Raw genomic sequence first — 21,020 nt, 5'->3', positions numbered from 1 at the left:
CTCTTGTTCGGTGAAACGTGCGCGCTGGTGGCAGCTCACTTTTCGTCTTTCGCCAAAGCATGCAGGAGAAGCCCGCCTCGCGATACCACACGATCGCGGATCGGACCCGCTCGATCCGCACGCGACCGAAGTCGACCGAATCGTCCTTCATTTAGCGCACTTCGGACCAGCGGACCTCAATCCGCCATTGGAGCGGCGGCGCGCACGGCGCTGGGAACGCCGCTCAGGTATCGCTCGAAATTCTCGCTGAAGCGCCGCGCAAGCTCGCGCGCTTTGCGATCGTAAGCTTGCGGATCGCGCCAGGCGTGACGCGGGCTGAGCAGTTCCGCCGGCACGTCCGGACAAGCTACCGGAACGTGCAAGCCGAAGATTGGATCGGGTCGGGTTTCGATCTTTGCGAGCGCGCCGGATTGAATGGCGCGGATCATTGCGCGCGTATAGGCGATCTTGATTCGTTCTCCCTCGCCGTATGGGCCGCCGATCCAACCGGTGTTGACGAGCCAGCAAGCCGAACCATGTCGCGCGATTCGCTCGCCCAACATCTCAGCGTAAACGCCGGGCTCGAGCACCATGAACGGCGCGCCGAAACAGGTTGAAAAGGTCGCTTGCGGTTCGGTGACGCCCTTTTCCGTTCCGGCGATCTTAGCCGTGTAACCGGAGATGAAATGATACATCGCTTGTTCCGGCGTCAGCCGCGCCACTGGCGGCAGCACGCCGAAGGCATCCGCCGTGAGCATGATGATGTTGTTCGGATGACCTGCCATGCCTTCTGGCACGATGTTCGGAAGGCTCGTCAACGGATAAGCGGCGCGCGTGTTCTCCGTTTTGGACGCGTCATCGAGATCGAGCGCGCGCGTGTCGCGGTCGTAGGCGACGTTCTCTAGAATCGTCCCGAACATGCGCGTCGTGCGGTAAATGTCGGGCTCGGCCTCTGGATTCAAGCGAATCACTTTAGCATAACATCCGCCTTCGAAATTGAAGATGCCGCGATCGCTCCATCCGTGTTCGTCGTCGCCAACCAACCGGCGTTGCGGATCGGCGGAGAGCGTCGTCTTGCCCGTTCCCGACAAGCCAAAGAAGACCGAAACATCGCCGCGCGCGCCGACGTTGGCCGAACAGTGCATGCTGAGCACGCCGCGCAATGGCAAAAGGTAGTTGAGCACGGTGAAGATGCTCTTCTTCGTCTCGCCAGCATAGGAAGTGCCACCGATGAGGACGAGACGCTGGCTGAAGTCAAGCAGGATGAACGTGCTGGAGCGCGTCCCATCGCGTTCCGGTTCGGCGCGAAAACCTGGGAGGTTGATAACCGTAAACTCAGGAGAGAAATCGTCTGTGCGACGATTGATGAAGAGCGTGCGCGCGAAGAGCGAGTGCCATGCCAGTTCGGTGATGACGCGCACAGAGATCTGGTAACGCGGATCGGCTCCGGCAAATAGATCCTGCACGAACAGGTCGCGTTGGCCCATGTATTGGATCATGCGTTCACGCAACGCATTGAAACGATCTTGTGGAAAGGGCCGATTAACATCGCCCCACCAAATGCGCTCTTCGCTTGAAGGTTCGCGGACGATGGCTTTGTCTTTGGCTGAGCGTCCGGTATGTTCGCCCGTATCGACGATGAGCGCGCCGTGTTGGCTGATTACCGCCTCGCGGCGACAGATCGCCTCTTCGTAAAGTTCGGGCGCGGTCAAGTTCCAATAGACGGCACGCGCCTTGGTGATGCCTTGTTGATCGAGTCCTGGATGATTGCCTCTGCGACCGAATTCCTGCATTATGACTCCCCGAATATGTTGTGCGGTGAAACAAAATCGGGCGCAATTTTCGCTTGCTCATTGCCGCCCGACCTTTTCGTTTTCACCCCGCGTAGTTAATCGACGCTCTCTTCCACGCGCCGCTCGCGCGCTAGTTCACGCAGCGCAACGGACAGATCGCGCGCCAGCCTTTCCAACCGATCGGCATATACCTCTAGGTCCTCGGCATCTTGGCGCAGATGATTTGCGACCACGGCGAGCGATTCATCGATCTGCGTGCGCAGCCGCTCTGCTGCCGCGTGCACTTCGCGCTCAGCGACGGTCATTGGCGATGATGGCGGTGTCGTTTCCACCAGTTCCTCCGACGGGAAGATCCCGTCGCCCCCTTGGTTGCAATCAAGTTACGCTCTTCTTCTTTTTTGATGAAAGAGCGACCATCACTTTTAGCACTAAGATCTTCTTCGGATCAAGTTCCGAATCGAAGGGTAGCGCTCTACGTCATGCTTCACACTTCATCCGAGATGACGGAAGATCATCGGTGGTCCATCGAAGTCGCGCCGGTTTTGGACGAAGCTTCGACGAATGAGACTCGTTTTGAAACAGAGCTTGGCTTTGGTTCGGTTATATCATCGGCTCCCGTTCTATCCATCGCCCTTCATCACCGCTTCTTGAGCGACGATTCATCACGTCGGGCATGCCGATCTCGGTTGCGTCAAGCTTGAAGATGTGCCGCAGCCCTCTCGCTGAGGAGCGACGATTGCGGTGGACAAAGGATGTCGGACGCTTGCGCGATAGACCAACGGAAGCAGCGCTTCAGAACTCGCGTGGCGGATAAAGGAGCGAAGGGAGATCGAAAAGACCCGCGCCCTCCTTACAACTCGAGCGCGACCAACTTTCCCGATCACTTGCTGCGATGCGTGAAAAGCTCCTCACAACTGACCGCCACGAAAAAAACGCGCCGGAGGCGAAAAGCCCTTCGATCTGCCTACGAACATTAACAGCGAGGTCAGCGCGCCGCTCGCTGCGTCTTGGTTTTCTTGACGGGACGTTCATCTAACCCGACCGGCGCCGGATAACCTTTGCCTTGCAGCGCGGCGATCTCGATGACGACCTCCTTAGCTCCTCGGACAGACCGCGTCACGCGCGCGCTGGACTTGTTCTTGTTGCTCGGACCAATTTCCTCGATCGGTTCACCTTTGGAGTCGCGAGCCATCGCATCGAGAGCTTGAAGTATCTTCTGCTTCTCCTCGTCGCTCAAGTCATCGAAGCGCACCCCGTGCGCCTCGAGCACGCGCCGCAGGTTCTCCTCCGTATTTGTCCCCCGTTCGTACACATCGCGGTAGATGTGAAGCTTTCCGTCTTGGACGACGATGGTTTCATAACGTAGCTCGACTGGAATGGGTTGCGCGAGCTTGATGTTTTTGGTCTCGGTCTTGTTCTTCTCGTATTCGGCGACCCGTTCAGGCGTGAGCGGCGCGCCGCCGAGACGCGCCAGAAGCAGAGCGAAGTCTTTGACCTGCTGATCGGTCAGGCCGACGCAGCCGTGAGAACCGAAGCCGCCGAGCTTGGATGGGTCTTTGCCGCCGTGAATGAGCGACGGCATACCGATCGGGATTTTCACCGGTCCGAGCGGATTGAGAGGGCTTCCCGCCTCGATCTTCTGGCCCGGCTTGACCTTATTTGAGGCTTCGACCCAAGGTTCGTCCGGCGGCGTCCACGTCGGATTGAAGATGATCGTCTCAGCTTTGCGAAGACCGGCGGGCAAAGGGAACTCCGGATAACCGATGGCGATTCGATAACTTTTAACGAGTCGTCCGTTGTCGAAAACGTCCATGCGGTAGGCTGGAGCATTGACGACGATGCGGGTATCGGTCGGCACCGCGTTCGGTTGCGTCACCGCGCTAGCAGCATCCACGCCGCCGCTCCAACGCTCTTCGATGAGCGCGGCCAGCGGATTGAGCTTCTCTTCGCCGATGATCTCGCGCAGCTTCGCGCGCGCCGACTCACGTGCGCGCGTTGCCGAACGCTGGTCTACGTCGCCTGCCTCACGTAATTTGGCCGTCTCCTCGCGTGCTGTCGTGCGCAGGCGCTCGATTTGCTCGTCCGTCAACTGCAAGCGTTGCTTCAGCGCCGGGACGAACCCTTCGTCCGCGACGAAGAGCGCATCGAGAACAGGCATGGTGATGGGTGCGCTCTCGCTCACCATCGGCGACGGAGAAGGCGTCGGCAATGGCGTCGTTTGAACCGTTGGCGTTGACGTTGCCGTAGGTCCCTGCGCCGTTTGCGGCAAGGGTTGTTGAATGCAAGCGCCGAGAAAGATAGGCGCGACCAAGCACGCCGAAGCCACGTGGCTTCGGCGCATCTTCATCCACATCGCATGGCGCTTCGTTTTCGTCGTGGTGTAGCGAAACAGGGCACGCATTTTCTTCCGAATGAGGCTCCTTCGATCGAAAAAGTACGCGCTGCAGACGCCAGCGCACTCGCGCCGTTGAATGAAGCAATCGCTGTTCCTCGACGAACTCAAGCGCGCGAACAAGCGTCCCCAATCCATCTCGCTGCTCGCATCAGTCTCGATTCGCACAAGCTCCAACGCCGCCAGCAAAACTTGGATGGGTTCAGGCAGCACGTGCCTGATGAGCCGACTTTGTTGGCGTCGTTCAGACGGTCGGCATCGCCCATGAAACGGTCTCCCGCGAACCGCAATGCTTGGTCACCGATTCATCGGCTTTCAACCCCTTTGAGCAACGGGTAGGGGTTGATCGGTTGACCATCCCAGTATCTTTTCGGATCGTCAACGATATATATGGCAAAGTGCAGGTGGTAATTGCCTGAACCAGCGTTGCCCGTGTCGCCTACGTAACCGATCGTCGCGCCGCGCCGCACCGTGCCTCCTTCCGTTAAACCATCGGCGTATCGGTCGAGGTGCGCGTAGTAGTAAACGGTGCGGCCATCGGTTCCGAGTTGATAGATCGTGTTTCCGCCGCGCTCGCTCCAGAAGAGTTTGAGAATGGTGCCATCGGTAGCAGCTAGCACCGGGGTGCCGCGCGGAGCCATGATATCGATGGCGTTATGCACGCGCCCTTCGGCACGCGCGTCGTTGAAAGTGTCTTGCAATTCGTTCGCCATCACACCGGCGACCGGGATGAGAAGTCTCGCTTCGCTTGAAGAGGCATGGGGCGTCGCTTCCGGTCTGTTTTCGTCCGTCTTCGGTTCAACCCTCGGCTCGACTGTGGGCAGCGGTTCGACCGTCGGTTCGATCGACGGCACTGGCTGCACGGGCGGCGGCGAAACGTAAACGATTCGCGTCGCATATGGCCGGTCGCGGCGAAAGGCTCCGCCGAAGAAAGCGATGGCGACGACGGTTCCGACAACGGCGACGAAACCAGCGATGAGGAGAATTCGCGTACGCCCTTTGCTCATACCGGACTCTTCTTCGTCGGACTTGTGTGCGCCCGTCGTGCAGAGAGTTCTGAAACGATCTCAAGCACGAGCTCGCACGCGAGCTTTCTACGCCCGGCCTCGACGGATGAACACTTCAGGGGGAGCCCTGCCAAGCAAGACGCCTATCCCATCTTCTCAGCGCTCGTCATTCGACAAGCGAGCATTCAGCTTAAGGCCGATGGAGATTCCATTTCAAGATCGTTGGCGCAACAACACGTTTTCTGCTAACTTGATTTTCCGAGGAGGCAAGGGCGATGTCCGAGATTTTCGATGAAAGGCGCAAAGCCCTCGAAGAGGAATATTTTCGCCGCAAAGAGCAAGAGGCACTTGAAAAACTCCGTGCTAAACTCCGAGACCAAGCGGCGACGGCGCAACTACCTCCGTGTCCGAAATGCGATGGGCGATTGATCGAAACGGAGTTCGAAAAGATCAAGATCGATCAATGCTCGCGTTGTGGCGGCGTGTGGCTTGATCCCGGAGAACTTCAACAGTTGATGGCGCGCGAAGAGCAGGGCTGGCTTTCGCGCCTGTGGCATAGTCTTGCGCCTGAAAAGGGTTGAAAAGGCCATTTTCAGGCTTCGCGAGCGCGGCCCTATGCAGAAGATGTCTATGCACAGGTGTGATTCGGTGTTACGCTGCGCGAGCGCAGCTTTATGCATGTAGATAGCCGTCGGTTCGCCTGACGCGCGCGATGAGCGTCAGCCATTCAAGATGCTGTCCGAAAGCTCTCCCCTCGCCTACGTCGAGATAGCGGTTTCGAGCAAATGGCACACCGCGTGCTCATCGTTGACGATTCGCCGCTTTACAGACTGCGGCTAGCGCAAATCGTTTCGACCTCGGACCAGTTGCAATTGGTCGGGTTGGCGAGCGACGGGCGCGAAGCGATTCGCTTGATCGAAGAACGTCAGCCCGATCTCGTCGTGCTCGACCTCGAAATGCCGGAAATAGGCGGGATCAGCGTCTTGCGTTGGGCGATGAAGAACAACCCGGTGCCCGTCGTCATATGCAGCGGGTTGGCCACGAGCCAGATCGTCTTTCAGGCGCTCGACCTCGGCGCCGTGGATTTCGTCACCAAGCCGGAGTTGCGCTATGCGATGCGTTCCGAACAGTTTGCCACCAATCTTCGCTTCCGACTGGAAGCTGCGGCGCAAGCGCGCGTGCAACGCGAGGCGAAACGCGCAAGCGGCTCGATCATTGCGGCAACCGAGTTAGCGCGCAAGCATTCGACCAGCGTCGGCCTTGTCGGCATCATCGGTTCAGCAGGCGGCCCGACGGCAGTCGCTCGACTGATTCGCGCGCTCCCGAGTTCGTGCACTTTTCCGATCATCATCGCGTTGCACATGCCCGCGGGCTTCACGCGCTCGTTTGCCGAGCGACTAACGCGCACCGGTCGGCTGGAAGCGCGCGAAGCGCGCAACGGAGACCGCCTCCTGCCATCGCGCATCTACGTCGCTCCCGGCGGTTGGCAAACCTCCGTAAGCGCCGACCAGCAAGGCGCGTTGTCGCTTCGGGTGAGGCCAGCTCTAGATGAAGATGCTTTTGCGCCGTCAGCCGATTTGCTGTTGACTTCGATGGCCCAAACTTGCGGCAGCAAATCGGTCTGCGTCGTGCTGACTGGCATGGGCGAAGACGGTCTGCGCGGCGCACAAGCGATTCGCGACAGCGGTGGTATGGTGCTCGTCGAATCGCGGGAATCGGCCTTGGTCTGGGGCATGCCGCGCGCCGTGGCGGAAGCCGGGTTAGCCTCTGCCGAACTCGATCTCTCATCGATCGCGACGGCGCTTTCGCTTTTGTGCGATTGAATGGTAACCTTGAACGGAAGATGTACGTCGGCTGAGTTGTCCCGAACCCCTGAATTAATCTCGGCGGAAGATGCGCGCTCGGCGCGCGAAGCTCGCGAAAGATCAGCGGCCGCTAAGCGTCGCGCCATGAACGACCAGGCTTTTGAAGCTCTAGAATACGATGCGGTGCGCGCGCTCGTGTGCGCACGCGCCGAAACGCCGATGGGACGAGCGCGCGCCGCGCAGATGGTCCCGCTCGATGATTTGAGCGCCCTGCACGAGGCGGTGCGCGCCGTCGACGAGTGTCGGGCGCTCTGCCGTCGCCGCGTCAACTGGTCCTTTGCCGGCTTGGCCGATCCGTCTTCAGCGCTTGCCCGCTTGCGCATTCAAGGGTTAGCACTTGAACCGCTGGAACTGCTCAATCTCGCGCGTTTGTGTTTGACAGCACGCGATGCGCGGGCGGCAATTCAAGCCGAACGCGACCGTTGCCCGATTCTGTGGCGCGCGGTCGCTGAACTGCCACCGCCGGAACTTGTCTCCATCGCCACACGGATCACCGAAAAGATCCTTCCGAGCGGCGAACTGGATGATCGGGCCAGCGTCGAACTGGCAAGGGTTCGCGCGCAGATGAACCGTTTGCGCGCCAAGATCACGCATCTTCTTGAAGATGTCCTGCATCGCTCGCCCGAAGCGAGGCAGGATGAAATCGTCACCATACGCAACGATCGATTCGTGATCCCCATTCGCGCCGACCATCGCGGGCGCATCGCCGGCGTCGCGCACGGATTTTCATCTTCGGGCGCAACCGTCTTCATCGAACCGTTGGAAGCGGTGGAAGCCAACAACGAACTGCAAGCCCTGCGCGAAGAGGAAGAACGCGAAACGGCACGCATTCTGCTCGGTTTGAGCGATGAACTGCGCGCCCAGATCGACGGACTCAACCGGACCGTGGCCGCGGTCAGCGAACTCGATTTCGTGCGCGCCAAAGCCCATCTGGCTGAAAACACGCGCGCCATCGAGCCCGAAATATCTGAGCGCGGCCCGCTGGAACTGGTGGAAGCTCGCCACCCGATCCTCGAAGAGAACTTGCGTCAAGTCGGCGGGCAGATCGTTCCCGTCTCTTTCAAGCTCGACGACGATCACACGGCGATGATCATCTCTGGTGCCAACGCTGGCGGCAAGACGGTGGTGCTGAAGACCGCCGGCCTTTTAGCGCTCATGGCCCTTTCAGGCCTGCACGTGCCCGCACAGCGCGCGCGGTTCCCATTTTATCGCTGCGTGCTTGCCGACATCGGCGACCACCAATCGCTTGCGGCCAACCTTTCGACCTTCACCTCGCACATGGCGAACATTCGACGTATGATGGAACTCTGCCATCCGCCGGCGCTCGTGTTGCTCGATGAAGTCGGCACCGGCACCGACCCGGAGGAGGGTTCAGCACTCGGCGTCGCCATTGTGGACCACTTTCGCCGAGTTTGCGGCGCACATGTCATCGCTACGACACACTACAGCGGATTGAAGATCTACGCAGCGACGGAACCGGGCGTTTTGAACGCGAGCGTGGAATTCGATGAACGAACGCTGGCGCCTACATACCGCTTGATCCTCGGACTGCCGGGCGCTTCCGCTGGTTTAGAGATCGCACAGCGGTGCCACATCTCGCCGAGCGTCATCGAAACAGCACGCCAGCGCGTCGGCGCCGCGGCGCGCGCCGCCAGCGACTACCTCCAATACCTCAAACGCGAGCTCGAGTTGGTCGAAGATTTGCGACGGGCGCTCGAAGAGGAACGCGAAGCGGTGGCAGCCCGCTACCGCGAACTCGAAACGGAATTTGCCCGCCGCGAACAGCACCGGCAGCGCGAGTTCGAACGAGAACTGCACGCAGCCGCGGCGGCCTTCGAACGGCGCGCGCGGGAACTCGTCGCCAAGATCGAAGATCGCATCGTGCGCGAGCGCGCGGCGCGCGAAGCGGAAAGAAGCGTTGCCGAAGCGCGTCGTCTTGCCCGCGAAGAGGCCGCCCGCCGCGCAGCGCAAAACGCCGCCGCACACGACAACGCTCCGCGTGCGCGCGCGGTTCGCCGTCGCGCCGACGACGCCGCGCCGCGACAAACAGCCGAGCGCGAAATCGCCGTTGGAGACCGCGTGCGACTTCGTGCGCTTGGCGATGCCATCGGCATGGTCGAGAGCATCAGCGGCGATCAGGCTGAAGTGCGTACCGGCGCGCTACGTTTCCGCGAAAAACTAAACAACCTCGAACTGCTCGAAAAAGCAACGCGAGACGACGAGCGCTGGCAACGCGCGGCTCCGCCTGGAACCGAGGTCCGTGTGCGCACGGCTGACAGAGAGTTGCGCGAAGAACTCAATCTGATCGGACGCACGACGGATGAGGCGGCTGAAGAGATCGACCGTTTCCTCGATGAAGCTTATCTCAACAACCTCGACCGCGTGCGCATCATCCATGGGTATGGCACCGGCGCATTGCGACGTGCGGTGGCCAGTGTGCTGCGTGCTCATCCGCACGTCGCGCGTTTCTCGCTCGCGCCGCCAGACCAGGGCGGCGCAGGTGCGACCATCGTCGAACTGAAAAGCTGATGAACTCTCATCCTCAAAACCAAAGGACGCATGGAGAGGCTTGAGCTGAAAGAATCAAGGACGCATGGAGAGGCTTGAGCCGAAAGAATCTACGCAAGCTGAGAACAAGAGGCGCAAAGCGAAGAATTCCACGTGGCTTAAAGGGGGTTCTGAGGAAGTATGATTTGTCCGAAATGCGGCAGCTCAGTTCCGACAGGAGCGAACTTTTGCATGAAGTGTGGGGCGGCGCTTTCCGAAATGCAAGCGCCGCAGAAAGTGATGCGGCTCGAGATTCCAGTAGGCGAAGCCCATCCGTCAAGCGCGCCGGAACGTGGCCCACAAACAACGAGCGCCCGCCCGGCGCGAAAAGGGCTACCGCCTAAAGTTCTTCTCGCGGTAGCCGCAGCCTCCATCGGCGTCGTCTTTGTCGCGCTCGTCTTGGCGGTCGCGCTCTGGCTTGCAAGATGCGGATCCGATCGGCCATCGACCAACACGACGGCAACGGCGAGAAACGTTCGCGACGCAAATTCTTCCATCGCCTATGACAAAGAGGCGCTGCGCGAAATGACGCTCGCCCTCGTCAACGGAGTCGGTGGCATTGAGACAAACACCCGACCATCAAATCAGTATCCTTCAGGGACGGATTCGCCTGCAGCGACGACGTCGGGTTCGCCTGCAGCAATAATGGAACGCAATGGAGGTGAATCGGAGCCGGCGGAAAACGACGGAAGCGAAGAGGATCTTTCGTCCTCTTCTGCAATCAACACCATGCGCGTTCGCTTCGCTCCCGGAAGCAGCTCGACGACGATCGGCGGATCGGTCGCGCGCGGGCGCATCGATCGTTATCTGTTCGACGCTCGCGCCGGGCAACAGTTAACGCTGCTTCTGAGTCCGGGCGGCAACGCGAAGTTCATCCTTCGTCACCTCGACGATGGGGGTAGCTTTCTATCCGATGAGACCAGATCATGGAGCGGGAGTCTCACAACGACGGGCACATATGCCGTGGACGTGAGCACGTCCGATATGAAGGCCGACTACAAGTTGTTCATCGCCATTCGCTGAACGCCGGGAGCGTTTTCATTGATCGAGATGGCGAAGTTCCCACAAAGCTTCATCGACGACTTGCGCGAGCGGGCCGACATCGTACGCATCATCTCGGACTACGTGCCGCTCAAAAAGCGCGGTGCGAACTGGATGGCCTGTTGCCCGTTTCATCAAGAGAAGACGCCCTCTTTTTCCGTGAGTCCGGCGAAGAACATCTTCTACTGTTTCGGCTGCGGCAAAGGCGGCAGCGTCTTCCATTTCATCATGGAGATCGAGCGCGTTTCCTTTCCCGAAGCGGTGCGCATCGTCGCCGAAAAGACGGGCGTGCCGCTGCCGGCCATGGAAGACGGGCGACGCGACCAAGAAAGACGGCACGAACGCGAACGGCTTCTCGCGCTCAACGCCTTGGCGCTGGAGTGGTGGGAAGACCAGCTCCAAAGGACCCCTGAGGCGCTCCGCTACCTCGCTCATCGTGGGATCACGGAGGCCACGCGGCGCGCCTTTCGACTGGGGTTCGCGCCTGACCGCTGGGATGGGCTGGTCGCCCACCTGAAAAGTCGTGGAGCGACTTCAGAAGAGCTTGAGCGAAGCGGGTTGGCAGTCAAACGCGAAACGGGCGGGATCTACGACCGATTTCGCGGGCGGCTGATCTTTCCGGTGCTCGACTTGCGCGGCCAGCCCGTGGCGTTTGGCGGACGCGCCATTGCGCCGGATGTCGAGCCGAAGTATTTGAATTCGCCCGAAACGCCTCTTTACATCAAGGGGCGTCACCTCTTCGGCCTAAACCTGACGCGCGAAGCGATTCGGCAGCGCGGTTTCGCGATTCTGGTGGAAGGCTATCTGGACTTAATCGCGCTCTACCAAGCGGGCGTGCAGAACGCGGCGGCCAGCCTCGGAACGGCGTTGACCAGCGAACAAGCGAAACTCTTGGGGCGCTTTGCGCGTAAGTGTGTGATAAATTATGATGGCGATAGGGCAGGACGCGAGGCAGCCCGGAGAGCCATCGAAATCCTTTTGGCAGAAGGGTTTGAGGTGAAAGTGCTGCTGCTGCCGGACAACGCCGATCCGGACGAATTCATCAAAAGTTTCGGCGTTGAGGAGTATAACCGGCGGCGAGGAGCGGCGCTTTCCCACTTACAATTCGTTTTGGAAGAAGCGACCAGAGGGCGCGACCTGAACCGCGCGGAAGACAAAGCGGCGGCGGTCGAAGAAACGCTCGCGTCGCTTCGCACCGTTCGCAACAGTCTGCTGCGGCGTGAATATTTCGATCAGGCAATGGATGGCCTGCGAGTCGAAGATACGCTGCGCAAAGAGCTGTGGCGCGCCATGAGCAGCGGAGCGCGCCTTGAACGCGAGGCCGTTCGTCGGCAACTAGAGAGCGCGCGCAGGCCCCCCGCAACGCTGGCCGAACGTCGCTTGATCGAACTGCTGCTGGGCGACGAAGAGGTGCGAAAAGCGGTGTTGCCGCGGATCGAGCCGGAAGATTACCAAGGGTTACCGACGGCGGGCGTGTTGCGTGCGCTTTGTGCGCTCTTTGAGCAAGGGCTTCCCATTGACGCGCTGACGCTTGCCGACCGGACGGCAGACGATGAAGTGGCCGCCGAGATCGTGCCGCTGGCGGCGATGGGTGCTGGCGAACGCGCTCCCGATGAAGCCGCGGACGCGCTCATCGCCGAGGCCGAAGGGTGCCTCATCGCCTTGCGCCGCATGAACTTGGAGCGGCGCATCAAAGATTTGAAGGGCGAAATCGCTCGCGCCGAGCGGGCTGGCAGGCACGAGGATGTTTCGCGCCTGACCGAAGAGTACGTGGCGCTTCAGCGTCGGCTCAACCGACTTTGCGTTGCCGCAGCGCGCGATTTCGCCGAGTGACGAGCATAGTTTCGTATGCGGTTGCTCATAAATTCTCAATCCAGATCGAATAACATTTGAGGCAGCCGACGCGGGAGGTAAACGAAATTGGCCATTCATGAGAAAGACCAAGATGATGTGATGCAGCGCTTGCTCGAATTGGGCGGCGAGAAGAAGTATTTGACCTTTGACGACTTGAATCGCGAACTCCCCGATAGCATCGTCTCGCCGGACGACATCGAAGACGTGCTGCAAAAGCTCGAGGGGTCGAACATCGCTGTCTCGGACGATGAGCGTCTGCTCGAACAAGCGGCAACCATCGCTACGGTGGACGATGCCGAAGAGCCGCTTGAAGACGATCTTGAACTCGACCTTTCAGCAGGTGCGCTCGACAAGACCAACGACCCCGTGCGCCTCTACCTACGCGAGATGGGCGTCGTCCCGTTGTTGACGCGCGAGGGGGAAGTGGCCATCGCCAAGCGGATCGAGCGCGGACAGATCAAGACGCAAAAAGCGATCGCGCGCTCGCCCATCGCCGTCAAGGAGCTGCTCAAGATCGGCGAGGAACTTCAGGCGGGCACGCTTCACATCCGCGACGTCGTGAACTTCGCCGAACAGGCCGAGTTCACCGGGCAGGAGATCGACAAGGCAGATGAATACCTGCAGTGGACGCTCGAAGGGATTGAAAACATTCGCAAGCTCTTCAAGCAAGGCTTGAAGGAATGGGAGAAGCTGCGCGCCGAGCAAAAGGTCTCGCGCGGCAAGAAGACCAAGAAGCTTCTCCGCTTACGGCGCAAAGTCGCGCGCATCCGCTTGGAAATCGCGCAAGAGATCAAGCAATTGAACTTGACCGAAAAGGCCAAGCAGCGCTTGATCGAAGCGATCCGTCGCGTCAACGACGAAGTGCGCGCGGCTGAGCGGGAGATCGAAACCTACACCGAGAAGCTCAACAAGAAGAGGCTCAAGCCCGAAGAGGAGAAGGAGTACAAGCGACACATCAGCGCGGCCAAGCGGCGACTTCAGCAGATCGAGGCCGATCACTACGTTTCGCCCGTCGAGATCAAACGCTCTTACCAAGCGATCATCACGGGCGAACAGGAGACGGCGCAGGCCAAAAAGGAGTTGATCGAAGCCAACCTGCGGCTGGTCGTCTCCATCGCCAAGAAGTACACGAATCGCGGCCTGCAGTTCCTCGACCTGATTCAGGAGGGGAACATCGGGTTGATGAAGGCCGTCGACAAGTTCGAGTGGCGGCGCGGTTACAAGTTCTCGACTTACGCGACGTGGTGGATCCGGCAGGCGATCACGCGCGCCATCGCCGATCAAGCGCGCACGATCCGCATTCCGGTCCACATGATTGAGACGATCAACAAGCTGATCCGCACGAGCCGCGCGCTGGTCCAAGAGCTGGGTCGCGAGCCGACCTCCGAGGAGATCGCCAAGAAGATGGACATCCCGGTCTCCAAGGTGCGCAAGGTCCTTAAGATCGCCCAAGAGCCGATTTCGCTCGAAACGCCCATCGGCGAAGAGGAAGATTCGCACCTCGGCGATTTCATCGAGGACAAGTCCATTCAGAATCCGGCGGATGCCGTGGTGGCGGCCAATTTGCGCGAGATCACCGACGAGGTCTTGAAAACCTTGACGCCACGCGAAGAGAAGGTCATCAAGATGCGTTTCGGTCTTGGGCCAAACGGATCGGAGCATACGCTCGAAGAGGTGGGCCAGCATTTCGCCGTCACGCGCGAGCGCATCCGGCAGATCGAAGCCAAGGCGCTGCGCAAGCTGCGTCATCCGTCGCGCTCGCGCAAACTCAAAGCCTTCCTCGAAGGTTCGCGCCAGTAAAGAGTCTCTCTCGCTCTCCAAGGGGGCTCCGGGACAGGTTCTGGGGCCCTCGATTTTTTTTGAGGCGTTACAAGGAGCGACGAAAGCCTTGGCGAATCGGCTCGGTGGCGGAGCCTCATTTCTCGGCAGGTTGGGATGCTGTTCATGTTCCGCCTCTCGGCGGAAAGATCGGTTCGGCTACAGAGCCTCATTTCTTGGTCAGGAGCGTTGCGCACCGAGGCGGTAGGCTCTGCAGCGGTCACGTTTTTTGCGCGCACAGGCACCGACGTGCGGCCAGCACATCGTTTCTGGCCGTCTCGACATCTGCGGCGAGCGCCGTTAAGTGGCCCATTTTGCGCCCACGCCGCGCTTCGAGTTTGCCGTAGAGATGTAGTTTGACGTTCGGGAAAGCACAGGCGGCGGCCCAAAGTGGTTCGCCGTTCTCCCACAAATCGCCCAAGATATTGGCCATCGCCGCTGGTCGCAGCTGCTCGGTCGAACCAAGCGGTAAGCCACAGACGGCACGTAATTGCTGTTCGAACTGACTCGTCAAGCATGCATCGAAGGTGAAGTGGCCGGAGTTATGCGGGCGCGGCGCAAGCTCGTTGACCAGCAAGCGCATGTCGCGCGCGAGAAAGAACTCAACGCACATCACGCCGACCACCTTCAACTCTTCGAGCACGGCCCGCGAGATCTCAACCGCCTCGCGCGCGACCTTCGCCTCGATGCGCGCTGGGGCGATGGAAAGGTCGAGGATGTGATGGCGATGTTCGTTCTCGATCGCGCCGTAATGGGCGAAACTGCCATCGAGGCCGCGCGCAGCGACCACCGAAACCTCGCGCTCGAAATCAACGAAAGCTTCGAGAATCGCTTCCTGACCGCCGAGCGCTCGCCAAGCGCGATCGATATCGGCTGGCGAACTGATTTTGGTCTGCCCCTTGCCATCGTAGCCGTAACCGGCCGTTTTCAGCACCGCCGGAAGGCCGACCTCACGCAGTCCCGAGAGCAGTTCATCGCGCGACCGAACGTGGCGAAACTCTGTGACGGGAAAGCCGTGCGCGCGCAAAAAACATTTCTCGCGCAGGCGATGCTGCGTCGTGTGGAGCACGTCGCCGCTCGGGCGCACCGGAACGATTTGCGCAGCCGCTTCCACCGTCGCCGCCGGCACGTTCTCGAACTCAAAGGTGATGACATCAACGCGACGCGCGAACTCGCGCACGGCATCGAGGTCGTCATACGAAGCCTCGACTTCGTGATCCGCGACCTGTCCCGTAGGCGTGTCGGCATCGGGCGAGAGCGTATGCACGCGGTAGCCCATGCGACGCGCGGCAATAGCGAACATGCGCCCTAACTGGCCGCTACCGAGCACGCCGATGGTCGCTCCTGGCAAGATCGGCCCTTTTTCTCGTGCGCTGACCATCAGACCGTTTGATGGAGAGTCTGCCGACCAACTGAACGACGTCAACAGCAGATGCGGTGATCAGCTCTGGCACCGCCCGTTCGATCGAGAGTTCGATGAACAGCCGAACGCGATCATCAACAAAGATCACCCGAAGCTTGAAGCGATCAACCTGTCGGTTCAACCGTCGGTTGCAATGCGTCGGCGGCACTGCCTGCGAGCATCATCCTTTGAGAGCATCTCTTTGACTTGCACAGCAAGCGCTAGTACCCGCTACGTGCGTGCCCAGTTCGTTCTATTCGAGCTTCATCGCACGCACCTTCTCCTCCTGCTCTTCGCGAAAGCGATGGAGTTTTTCGCGCAATTCAGGTCGCTTGTTGGCGAGAATGGCGATGGCCAAAAGCGCGGCGTTAGTCGCCCCCGCCTCGCCAATGGCGAGCGTGCCGACGGGAACCCCTGCTGGCATTTGCACAATCGACAGGAGCGAATCCATGCCCCTTAGCGCGCGGCTTTGGACTGGCACGCCGAGCACCGGCAAAACGGTGTGCGCAGCGACCATGCCCGGCAGATGCGCCGCGCCGCCAGCTCCGGCGATGATCACTTCGATGCCGCGCCGCTCGGCCTCGGTCGCATAATCGGCCATCAAGCGCGGCGTCCTGTGAGCCGAGACGATGCGACACTCGTGCGGGACGTTGAAGCGGCTGAGCATTTGAGCCGCATGGCGCATCGTCTCCCAATCGGAAGCGCTCCCCATGATAACCGCCACGAGCGGCGCTGCATCTTGCATAGGTCCACATTTCCGGGAGCGAAAAGCAAGGCGCTTCCCGCTCCCGTTCGTCAGCGATTATTCTCCCTGACCGAGCGAGTAACCGCGCTCGCCGTCGAAGGCGTAAAGGTTTTCGGTCTTGATGAAATCGAAACCGGCCGCGCGCGCTCTCTCAAGGAGCGCGATGATCTGCGCGTGCGTGATCGTTCCGCCGCTCTCCGAGATAAAACGGCATCGCCAGTGGTCTGTGCAGAAGGTTTCGGGCAAGCCTTCGGGCCAAACCTTGACGCCGCGGTTGGTGATCATCTTGAGCTTCAATCCGTCGCCGTTGATCCGTTGCAACCTTTCGCCCAACTGGTCCGCCTTCCCTTCACGCCAGTCGAGAAACATGTCCACGCCGACCAGCTCTTTCTTGGCGGGCGGAAGCTCGCGCACGAGCGGAGCCGTTGTGAAAGCTTCGCCGCTTCCCTTCTTGTAGCTAACGGGTTTGAGCTGCTCGGGCTTTTGGCCCAGTCTTTGAATGACCGCCGCGGCGAACTCGCGCGTTCCGACCTTCTGGCGGCTCGTTCCTTCACGATAGATGTCGTAGGTATGAATCCCCTCTTCGAGCGTCCGCAGCCACGCGTTGTGGACGCGCTCGGCTACCTCCGGTTGCCCGATGTGGACCAGCATCATGACGGCGCCGAGCAGCAAGCCCGATGGGTTGGCGACGTTCTGTCCGGCTCGGCGCGGGGCCGATCCGTGAATCGCCTCGAACATGGCGCACTCGGTGCCGATGTTGGCCGAACCGGCCAATCCAACGGAACCCGTCATCTGCGCGGCGACGTCCGACAAGATGTCGCCGTAGAGGTTCGGCAAAACGACGACATCGAAATTTTTCGGTTCGGTGGCGAGCTTCGCGGCACCGATATCAACGATCCAATGCTCGTTTTCGATGTCTGGGTACTCGGCAGCGATCTCGTCGAAGACCTTGTGGAAGAGGCCATCGGTCATCTTCATGATGTTGTCTTTGGTAAAGCAGGTGACCCTCTTCCGGTTGTTGCGCCGCGCATACTCGAAAGCGTAACGAACGATCTTTTCGCAACCGGGACGTGAGATCAGCTTCAAGCACTGGACCACTTGATCGGTCTGTCGGTGCTCGATGCCGGCGTAAAGGTCCTCTTCGTTTTCACGCACGATCACCACATCCATTCCGGGGAATTTCGTCTCGACAAATGGGTGGTACGAAACGCACGGACGAACGTTGGCATATAGCCCGAGCGCTTTGCGCACCGTGACGTTCAAGCTCTTGTAGCCGCCGCCTTGTGGAGTGGTGATCGGCGCTTTCAAGAAGACTTTGGTACGGCGCAAGCTCTCCCACGCGCTTTGATCTATTCCAGCCGTGTTGCCGCGCAAGTAGACCTTCTCGCCGATCTCGATGGTCTCGATCTCGAGTTGCGCGCCCGCTTCCTCGAGGATGCGTAGCGTCGCCTCCATGATCTCGGGACCGATACCATCGCCATACGCGACGGTGATCGGAGTTTTCTGCGTCATCTTTTAGTTCATGCCTTTCTATGACCTAGAGAGATTTCAATCGTGTCGCTCATCCACACGAAAGCGAAAGATATATCATCGAAGCGGGGAAAAAGAAAAGCCCGCTTTCGCTTGTCGTTCAGAGCCGATCTATTTTGGCTGCGAGGATGAAATCGCTTTCGCTGAGCCCATCTATCGCATGGGTCCAAATCTTGATCTCGGCGTATCCCCAACCGAAGCAGATATCGGGATGATGCCCTTCGGCCTCGGCCAGTTCGCCGACGCGATTGACAAACGCAAGGGCTTCGGCGAAATTCTCGAACTTGTAGCTTTTCTTTAAATGGTGCTCATCGACGACTTCCCACTCGCGCAGTTCGCGCTGGTAGGTCTTAATCTGCTCACCGCGCAACCGCGGCACGCCGCCGCTGCATGGGACGCACTTGCGATCGGCCAATGCGCTCATCTTTGCGTTCCTCCTTTTTCCATTTGTGAACGCTCAATTTTAGCCTTTTCCGCGCCCAAAAGACACCCGACGAGCGCCGGTTCGCCGAGCGCTTGGTCTTTACCGCTGGCGCCCGTTTTCGTTAGACTGGCGGACTGTTCCGCTTCTGATCGTCCAGTTGGAGCGACCAAAGATGAACTTTCGACCCTCGGCGCACGTTGCGCCTGTTCGAAGCGTCGGCACACGGCACGCCATCGCCTTTCGTTCCGGCGTGCACGTTGCGCTTTTTTGCCTGCTCTGCCTTTGCGCGGCGCGCGCGCAAAGCTCAACGGCCGTCGCACGTTCGGTTCCCGCGCCAGAAGAGGTGCTCGGTTTTCATCCCGGAGAGGATCGCAAGCTGGCGAGTTGGAACCAAGTGATCGAATATTTTCGCCGTCTAGCAGCGACCAGCGCCCGCGTTCGTTTCGAAGAACTCGGCAAATCGACGATGGGTCAGCCCTTCGTGATGGCAATCATCAGCGCGCCGGAGAACTTGGCTCGGCTCGATGAATTCCGTCGGATCCAACAGCAGCTAGCCGATCCGCGCCTTCTCGGGCGCGACGACCAGACGCGCGACCGCGCCGCCGAAGAGCTGATCAAGCGCGGGCGAGCTGTCGTGCTCATCACCTGTGCCATTCACTCGACGGAGGTCGGTTCCTATCTTTCGAGCATGTTGATTGCGCATCGCCTTGCGGCTTCGAACGAGCCGGAGGTCCTCGAAACGCTGCGTAATACGATCATCCTGCTCGTGCCTTCGCTCAATCCCGACGGCGTTGACATCGTGAAGGACTGGTACGATCGCACGCTCGGCACGCCATACGAAGGGAGCAACCCGCCCATCCTTTACCACAAATATGCCGGACACGATAACAACCGCGACTGGTATGCTTTCACGCAGATCGAAACGCGCTTGACCGTCGATAAGATACACAACGTTTGGCACCCGCAGATCGTTCACGACATACATCAACAAGGTCCATACGGCTCGCGATTGTTTCTCCCGCCGTACATGGCGCCGGTCGAACCCAACGTCCCGCGACAGATCGTCGAAGGCTACACCGAGTTGGGGCTTTTCGTCGCTCGACGAATGCTCGAGGCAGGTTTTCGCGGCATCACGTGGAATTCGAGTTACGATGCGTGGACGCCGGCGCGCGCCTACTCGCACTACCACGGCGGAGTTCGCATCCTGTCGGAAACGGCCTCGGCCCGTCTCGCTTCACCGCTCACAGTTAAGTTCGAAGAGTTGCGCTCGCGCGACGGCTACGATCCGCAAAAACCATCGGATAATTTCCCCGTCGTTTGGCCCGGTGGCGAGTGGCGCCTGCGTGACATCACGAACTACATGACGACCGCCGCCTTCGAACTCCTTCACCACGCCGCACTTAATCGTGAAGGCTGGCTCCGACGCTTCTACGAGATCGGCAAAGAGGCGATCCGCGAACGCAAAGCGGGCGAACTCTTCGCCTTCGTCATCCCCCCGGCGCCGGAACGTTCTGCGCAAGCGCATCGAACTGAGGTCCTGCTCGACACGCTCCGTCGCGGCGGCGTCGAGATCGAGCGCGCGTCTTCCTTTGTCGCCGACGGCACGCGCTACCCAAACGGCACGATGGTGATACGCTTGGCGCAACCATACGGCAGCTTCGCCAAGGCCCTGCTCGAAAGACAAAAGTACCCCGATCTGCGCGACGCCGCTGGACGACCGATGCAGCCCTACGACGTGACGGCACACACGTTGTCGCTTCTGATGGGCGTCGAGGTGCGTCCTGTTTTCCATCCTTTCCAGTATTTCGCGCGCAAGGAGTCACAGCGCGCGCCAACGCCGATCAAGGTGAATACGCGCGCACGTGTGGCGCTTTACCGCTCGCACGTACCCTCCATGGATGAGGGCTGGACACGTTGGGTACTCGAACAACATGGCGTCTCTTACGCCTCTTTGGTGGATCAAGGGGTTCGCGCTGGCTCTCTTCGCGCCAAGTTCGACGCCATCATCATTCCGGACCATTCGCCGCGCGCGATTTTCGAGGGGCATCGTCCGGGAACGATGCCGCCCGAATACGTCGGCGGTTTGGGTGAAGAAGGGGTGCGTCAACTGCGTGAGTTCGTCATGCAAGGGGGCACGCTGATCTGTTTGAATCGCGCCTCCGATTTCGCCATCGAAAAGCTCGGCCTTCCCGTGCGAGACGTTACCGAAGGGACGAAACGCGAGGAGTTCTACGTTCCCGGCTCGATCCTCCGCGTGACGCTTGACACAACCCACCCGCTCGCTCGTGAGCTGGGACGCGAAACGATCGTTTGGGCCGAAGATTCACCCGCGTTCGAGGTCTTGTCGGACCAGGCACGCATCATCGCACGCTACCCGACCGATGGCGAGCTGCTGCTCTCCGGTTGGCTTCTCGGCGAGCAGAAGATACGGGGGCGCGCCGCGCTGGTCGAAGTAAGACTCGGACGCGGAAGCGTCTATCTCTTTGGCTTTCGCCCGCAGTATCGCGGACAATCGCTCGCTACCTACCCATTGCTTTTCAACGCGATCGCAGCGAGCGCTGATGGAAGGAGTTGACATCCTCCCCACGGCACGCAGCCGGGGGATTCCCGGAGGTGATCCGAG

General features: G+C 60.0%; 15 protein-coding genes. 7 read left to right on the top strand and 8 right to left on the bottom strand.

Annotated elements, in window-relative coordinates; translation table 11 throughout:
- Window positions 1–176: 176 nt before the first annotated feature.
- From C4334_RS10765 to C4334_RS10750, 4 genes are all read right to left on the bottom strand, one after another.
- On the bottom strand, window positions 177–1,772 hold the full coding sequence (locus C4334_RS10765) for a phosphoenolpyruvate carboxykinase (protein ID WP_352432089.1): 1,596 nt from the start codon (window positions 1,770–1,772) through the stop codon (window positions 177–179).
- A 95-nt stretch (window positions 1,773–1,867) separates the two neighbouring features.
- Window positions 1,868–2,104 carry a hypothetical protein gene (locus C4334_RS10760; RefSeq protein ID WP_352432088.1) on the bottom strand — a complete coding sequence of 79 codons (237 nt, stop codon included), beginning with the start codon at window positions 2,102–2,104 and terminating at the stop codon, window positions 1,868–1,870.
- A 653-nt stretch (window positions 2,105–2,757) separates the two neighbouring features.
- On the bottom strand, window positions 2,758–4,113 hold the full coding sequence (locus C4334_RS10755; RefSeq protein ID WP_352432087.1) for a L,D-transpeptidase family protein: 1,356 nt from the start codon (window positions 4,111–4,113) through the stop codon (window positions 2,758–2,760).
- Between the two features lie 356 nt (window positions 4,114–4,469).
- The gene (locus C4334_RS10750; RefSeq protein ID WP_352432086.1) at window positions 4,470–5,171 is read right to left on the bottom strand and encodes a M23 family metallopeptidase; all 702 of its coding nucleotides are present in this window, start codon (window positions 5,169–5,171) and stop codon (window positions 4,470–4,472) included.
- Between the two features lie 275 nt (window positions 5,172–5,446).
- On the opposite strand from C4334_RS10750, the gene C4334_RS10745 reads away from it, so the two are divergent.
- The 6 genes from C4334_RS10745 to rpoD all read left to right on the top strand — a co-directional run bounded on the left by C4334_RS10745 (window position 5,447) and on the right by rpoD (window position 14,278).
- The gene (locus C4334_RS10745; protein WP_352432085.1) at window positions 5,447–5,752 is read left to right on the top strand and encodes a zf-TFIIB domain-containing protein; all 306 of its coding nucleotides are present in this window, start codon (window positions 5,447–5,449) and stop codon (window positions 5,750–5,752) included.
- Window positions 5,753–5,956: 204 nt separating this feature from the next.
- Window positions 5,957–6,994 (top strand): chemotaxis-specific protein-glutamate methyltransferase CheB, encoded by a 1,038-nt coding sequence (cheB, locus tag C4334_RS10740; RefSeq protein WP_352432084.1) that lies wholly within the window; start codon window positions 5,957–5,959, stop codon window positions 6,992–6,994.
- A 126-nt stretch (window positions 6,995–7,120) separates the two neighbouring features.
- Complete coding sequence (locus tag C4334_RS10735; protein WP_352432083.1) at window positions 7,121–9,565, top strand: endonuclease MutS2; 2,445 nt, start codon at window positions 7,121–7,123, stop codon at window positions 9,563–9,565.
- 159 nt (window positions 9,566–9,724) lie between these two features.
- On the top strand, window positions 9,725–10,606 hold the full coding sequence (locus C4334_RS10730) for a zinc ribbon domain-containing protein (protein ID WP_352432082.1): 882 nt from the start codon (window positions 9,725–9,727) through the stop codon (window positions 10,604–10,606).
- Window positions 10,607–10,633: 27 nt separating this feature from the next.
- On the top strand, window positions 10,634–12,457 hold the full coding sequence (gene dnaG / locus C4334_RS10725) for a DNA primase (RefSeq protein WP_352432081.1): 1,824 nt from the start codon (window positions 10,634–10,636) through the stop codon (window positions 12,455–12,457).
- A gap of 87 nt (window positions 12,458–12,544) precedes the next feature.
- Entirely contained in the window at window positions 12,545–14,278 is a 1,734-nt protein-coding gene (gene rpoD / locus C4334_RS10720) for an RNA polymerase sigma factor RpoD (protein WP_352432080.1), read from the top strand.
- A gap of 238 nt (window positions 14,279–14,516) precedes the next feature.
- Here the strand turns inward: rpoD and C4334_RS10715 are convergent, their stop codons facing one another.
- The 4 genes from C4334_RS10715 to C4334_RS10700 form a co-directional block, all read right to left on the bottom strand.
- The gene (locus tag C4334_RS10715; protein ID WP_352432079.1) at window positions 14,517–15,677 is read right to left on the bottom strand and encodes a 5-(carboxyamino)imidazole ribonucleotide synthase; all 1,161 of its coding nucleotides are present in this window, start codon (window positions 15,675–15,677) and stop codon (window positions 14,517–14,519) included.
- 274 nt (window positions 15,678–15,951) lie between these two features.
- Window positions 15,952–16,443, bottom strand: coding sequence for a 5-(carboxyamino)imidazole ribonucleotide mutase (gene purE / locus C4334_RS10710; protein WP_352432078.1), 492 nt, complete (start codon window positions 16,441–16,443; stop codon window positions 15,952–15,954).
- Window positions 16,444–16,500: 57 nt separating this feature from the next.
- Entirely contained in the window at window positions 16,501–17,955 is a 1,455-nt protein-coding gene (locus C4334_RS10705) for an NADP-dependent isocitrate dehydrogenase (protein ID WP_352432077.1), read from the bottom strand.
- A 118-nt stretch (window positions 17,956–18,073) separates the two neighbouring features.
- A complete protein-coding gene (locus C4334_RS10700) occupies window positions 18,074–18,397 on the bottom strand; it encodes a 4a-hydroxytetrahydrobiopterin dehydratase (RefSeq protein WP_352432076.1) in 324 nt (107 codons plus the stop codon).
- A gap of 172 nt (window positions 18,398–18,569) precedes the next feature.
- Here C4334_RS10700 and C4334_RS10695 point away from each other — a divergent pair, with 172 nt between their 5' ends.
- The gene (locus C4334_RS10695; protein WP_352432075.1) at window positions 18,570–20,972 is read left to right on the top strand and encodes a M14 family metallopeptidase; all 2,403 of its coding nucleotides are present in this window, start codon (window positions 18,570–18,572) and stop codon (window positions 20,970–20,972) included.
- The last annotated feature ends 48 nt before the right edge of the window (window positions 20,973–21,020 follow it).

Source organism: Pyrinomonas sp. (assembly GCF_040289685.1).
Taxonomy (GTDB): domain Bacteria; phylum Acidobacteriota; class Blastocatellia; order Pyrinomonadales; family Pyrinomonadaceae; genus Pyrinomonas.
The sequence above is the reverse complement of the archived record's forward strand: the minus strand, read 5'-3'. Positions and strand labels throughout refer to the sequence as shown.

Coding starts and splice junctions, on each gene's coding strand:
- C4334_RS10765 (WP_352432089.1), bottom strand. CDS start 1,772: ATGCAGGAATTCGGTCGCAGAGGCAATCATCCAGGACTCGATCAACAA.
- C4334_RS10755 (WP_352432087.1), bottom strand. CDS start 4,113: ATGCGCCGAAGCCACGTGGCTTCGGCGTGCTTGGTCGCGCCTATCTTT.
- C4334_RS10750 (WP_352432086.1), bottom strand. CDS start 5,171: ATGAGCAAAGGGCGTACGCGAATTCTCCTCATCGCTGGTTTCGTCGCC.
- C4334_RS10745 (WP_352432085.1), top strand. CDS start 5,447: ATGTCCGAGATTTTCGATGAAAGGCGCAAAGCCCTCGAAGAGGAATAT.
- cheB (WP_352432084.1), top strand. CDS start 5,957: ATGGCACACCGCGTGCTCATCGTTGACGATTCGCCGCTTTACAGACTG.
- C4334_RS10735 (WP_352432083.1), top strand. CDS start 7,121: ATGAACGACCAGGCTTTTGAAGCTCTAGAATACGATGCGGTGCGCGCG.
- C4334_RS10730 (WP_352432082.1), top strand. CDS start 9,725: ATGATTTGTCCGAAATGCGGCAGCTCAGTTCCGACAGGAGCGAACTTT.
- dnaG (WP_352432081.1), top strand. CDS start 10,634: ATGGCGAAGTTCCCACAAAGCTTCATCGACGACTTGCGCGAGCGGGCC.
- C4334_RS10715 (WP_352432079.1), bottom strand. CDS start 15,677: ATGGTCAGCGCACGAGAAAAAGGGCCGATCTTGCCAGGAGCGACCATC.
- purE (WP_352432078.1), bottom strand. CDS start 16,443: ATGCAAGATGCAGCGCCGCTCGTGGCGGTTATCATGGGGAGCGCTTCC.
- C4334_RS10705 (WP_352432077.1), bottom strand. CDS start 17,955: ATGACGCAGAAAACTCCGATCACCGTCGCGTATGGCGATGGTATCGGT.
- C4334_RS10700 (WP_352432076.1), bottom strand. CDS start 18,397: ATGAGCGCATTGGCCGATCGCAAGTGCGTCCCATGCAGCGGCGGCGTG.
- C4334_RS10695 (WP_352432075.1), top strand. CDS start 18,570: ATGAACTTTCGACCCTCGGCGCACGTTGCGCCTGTTCGAAGCGTCGGC.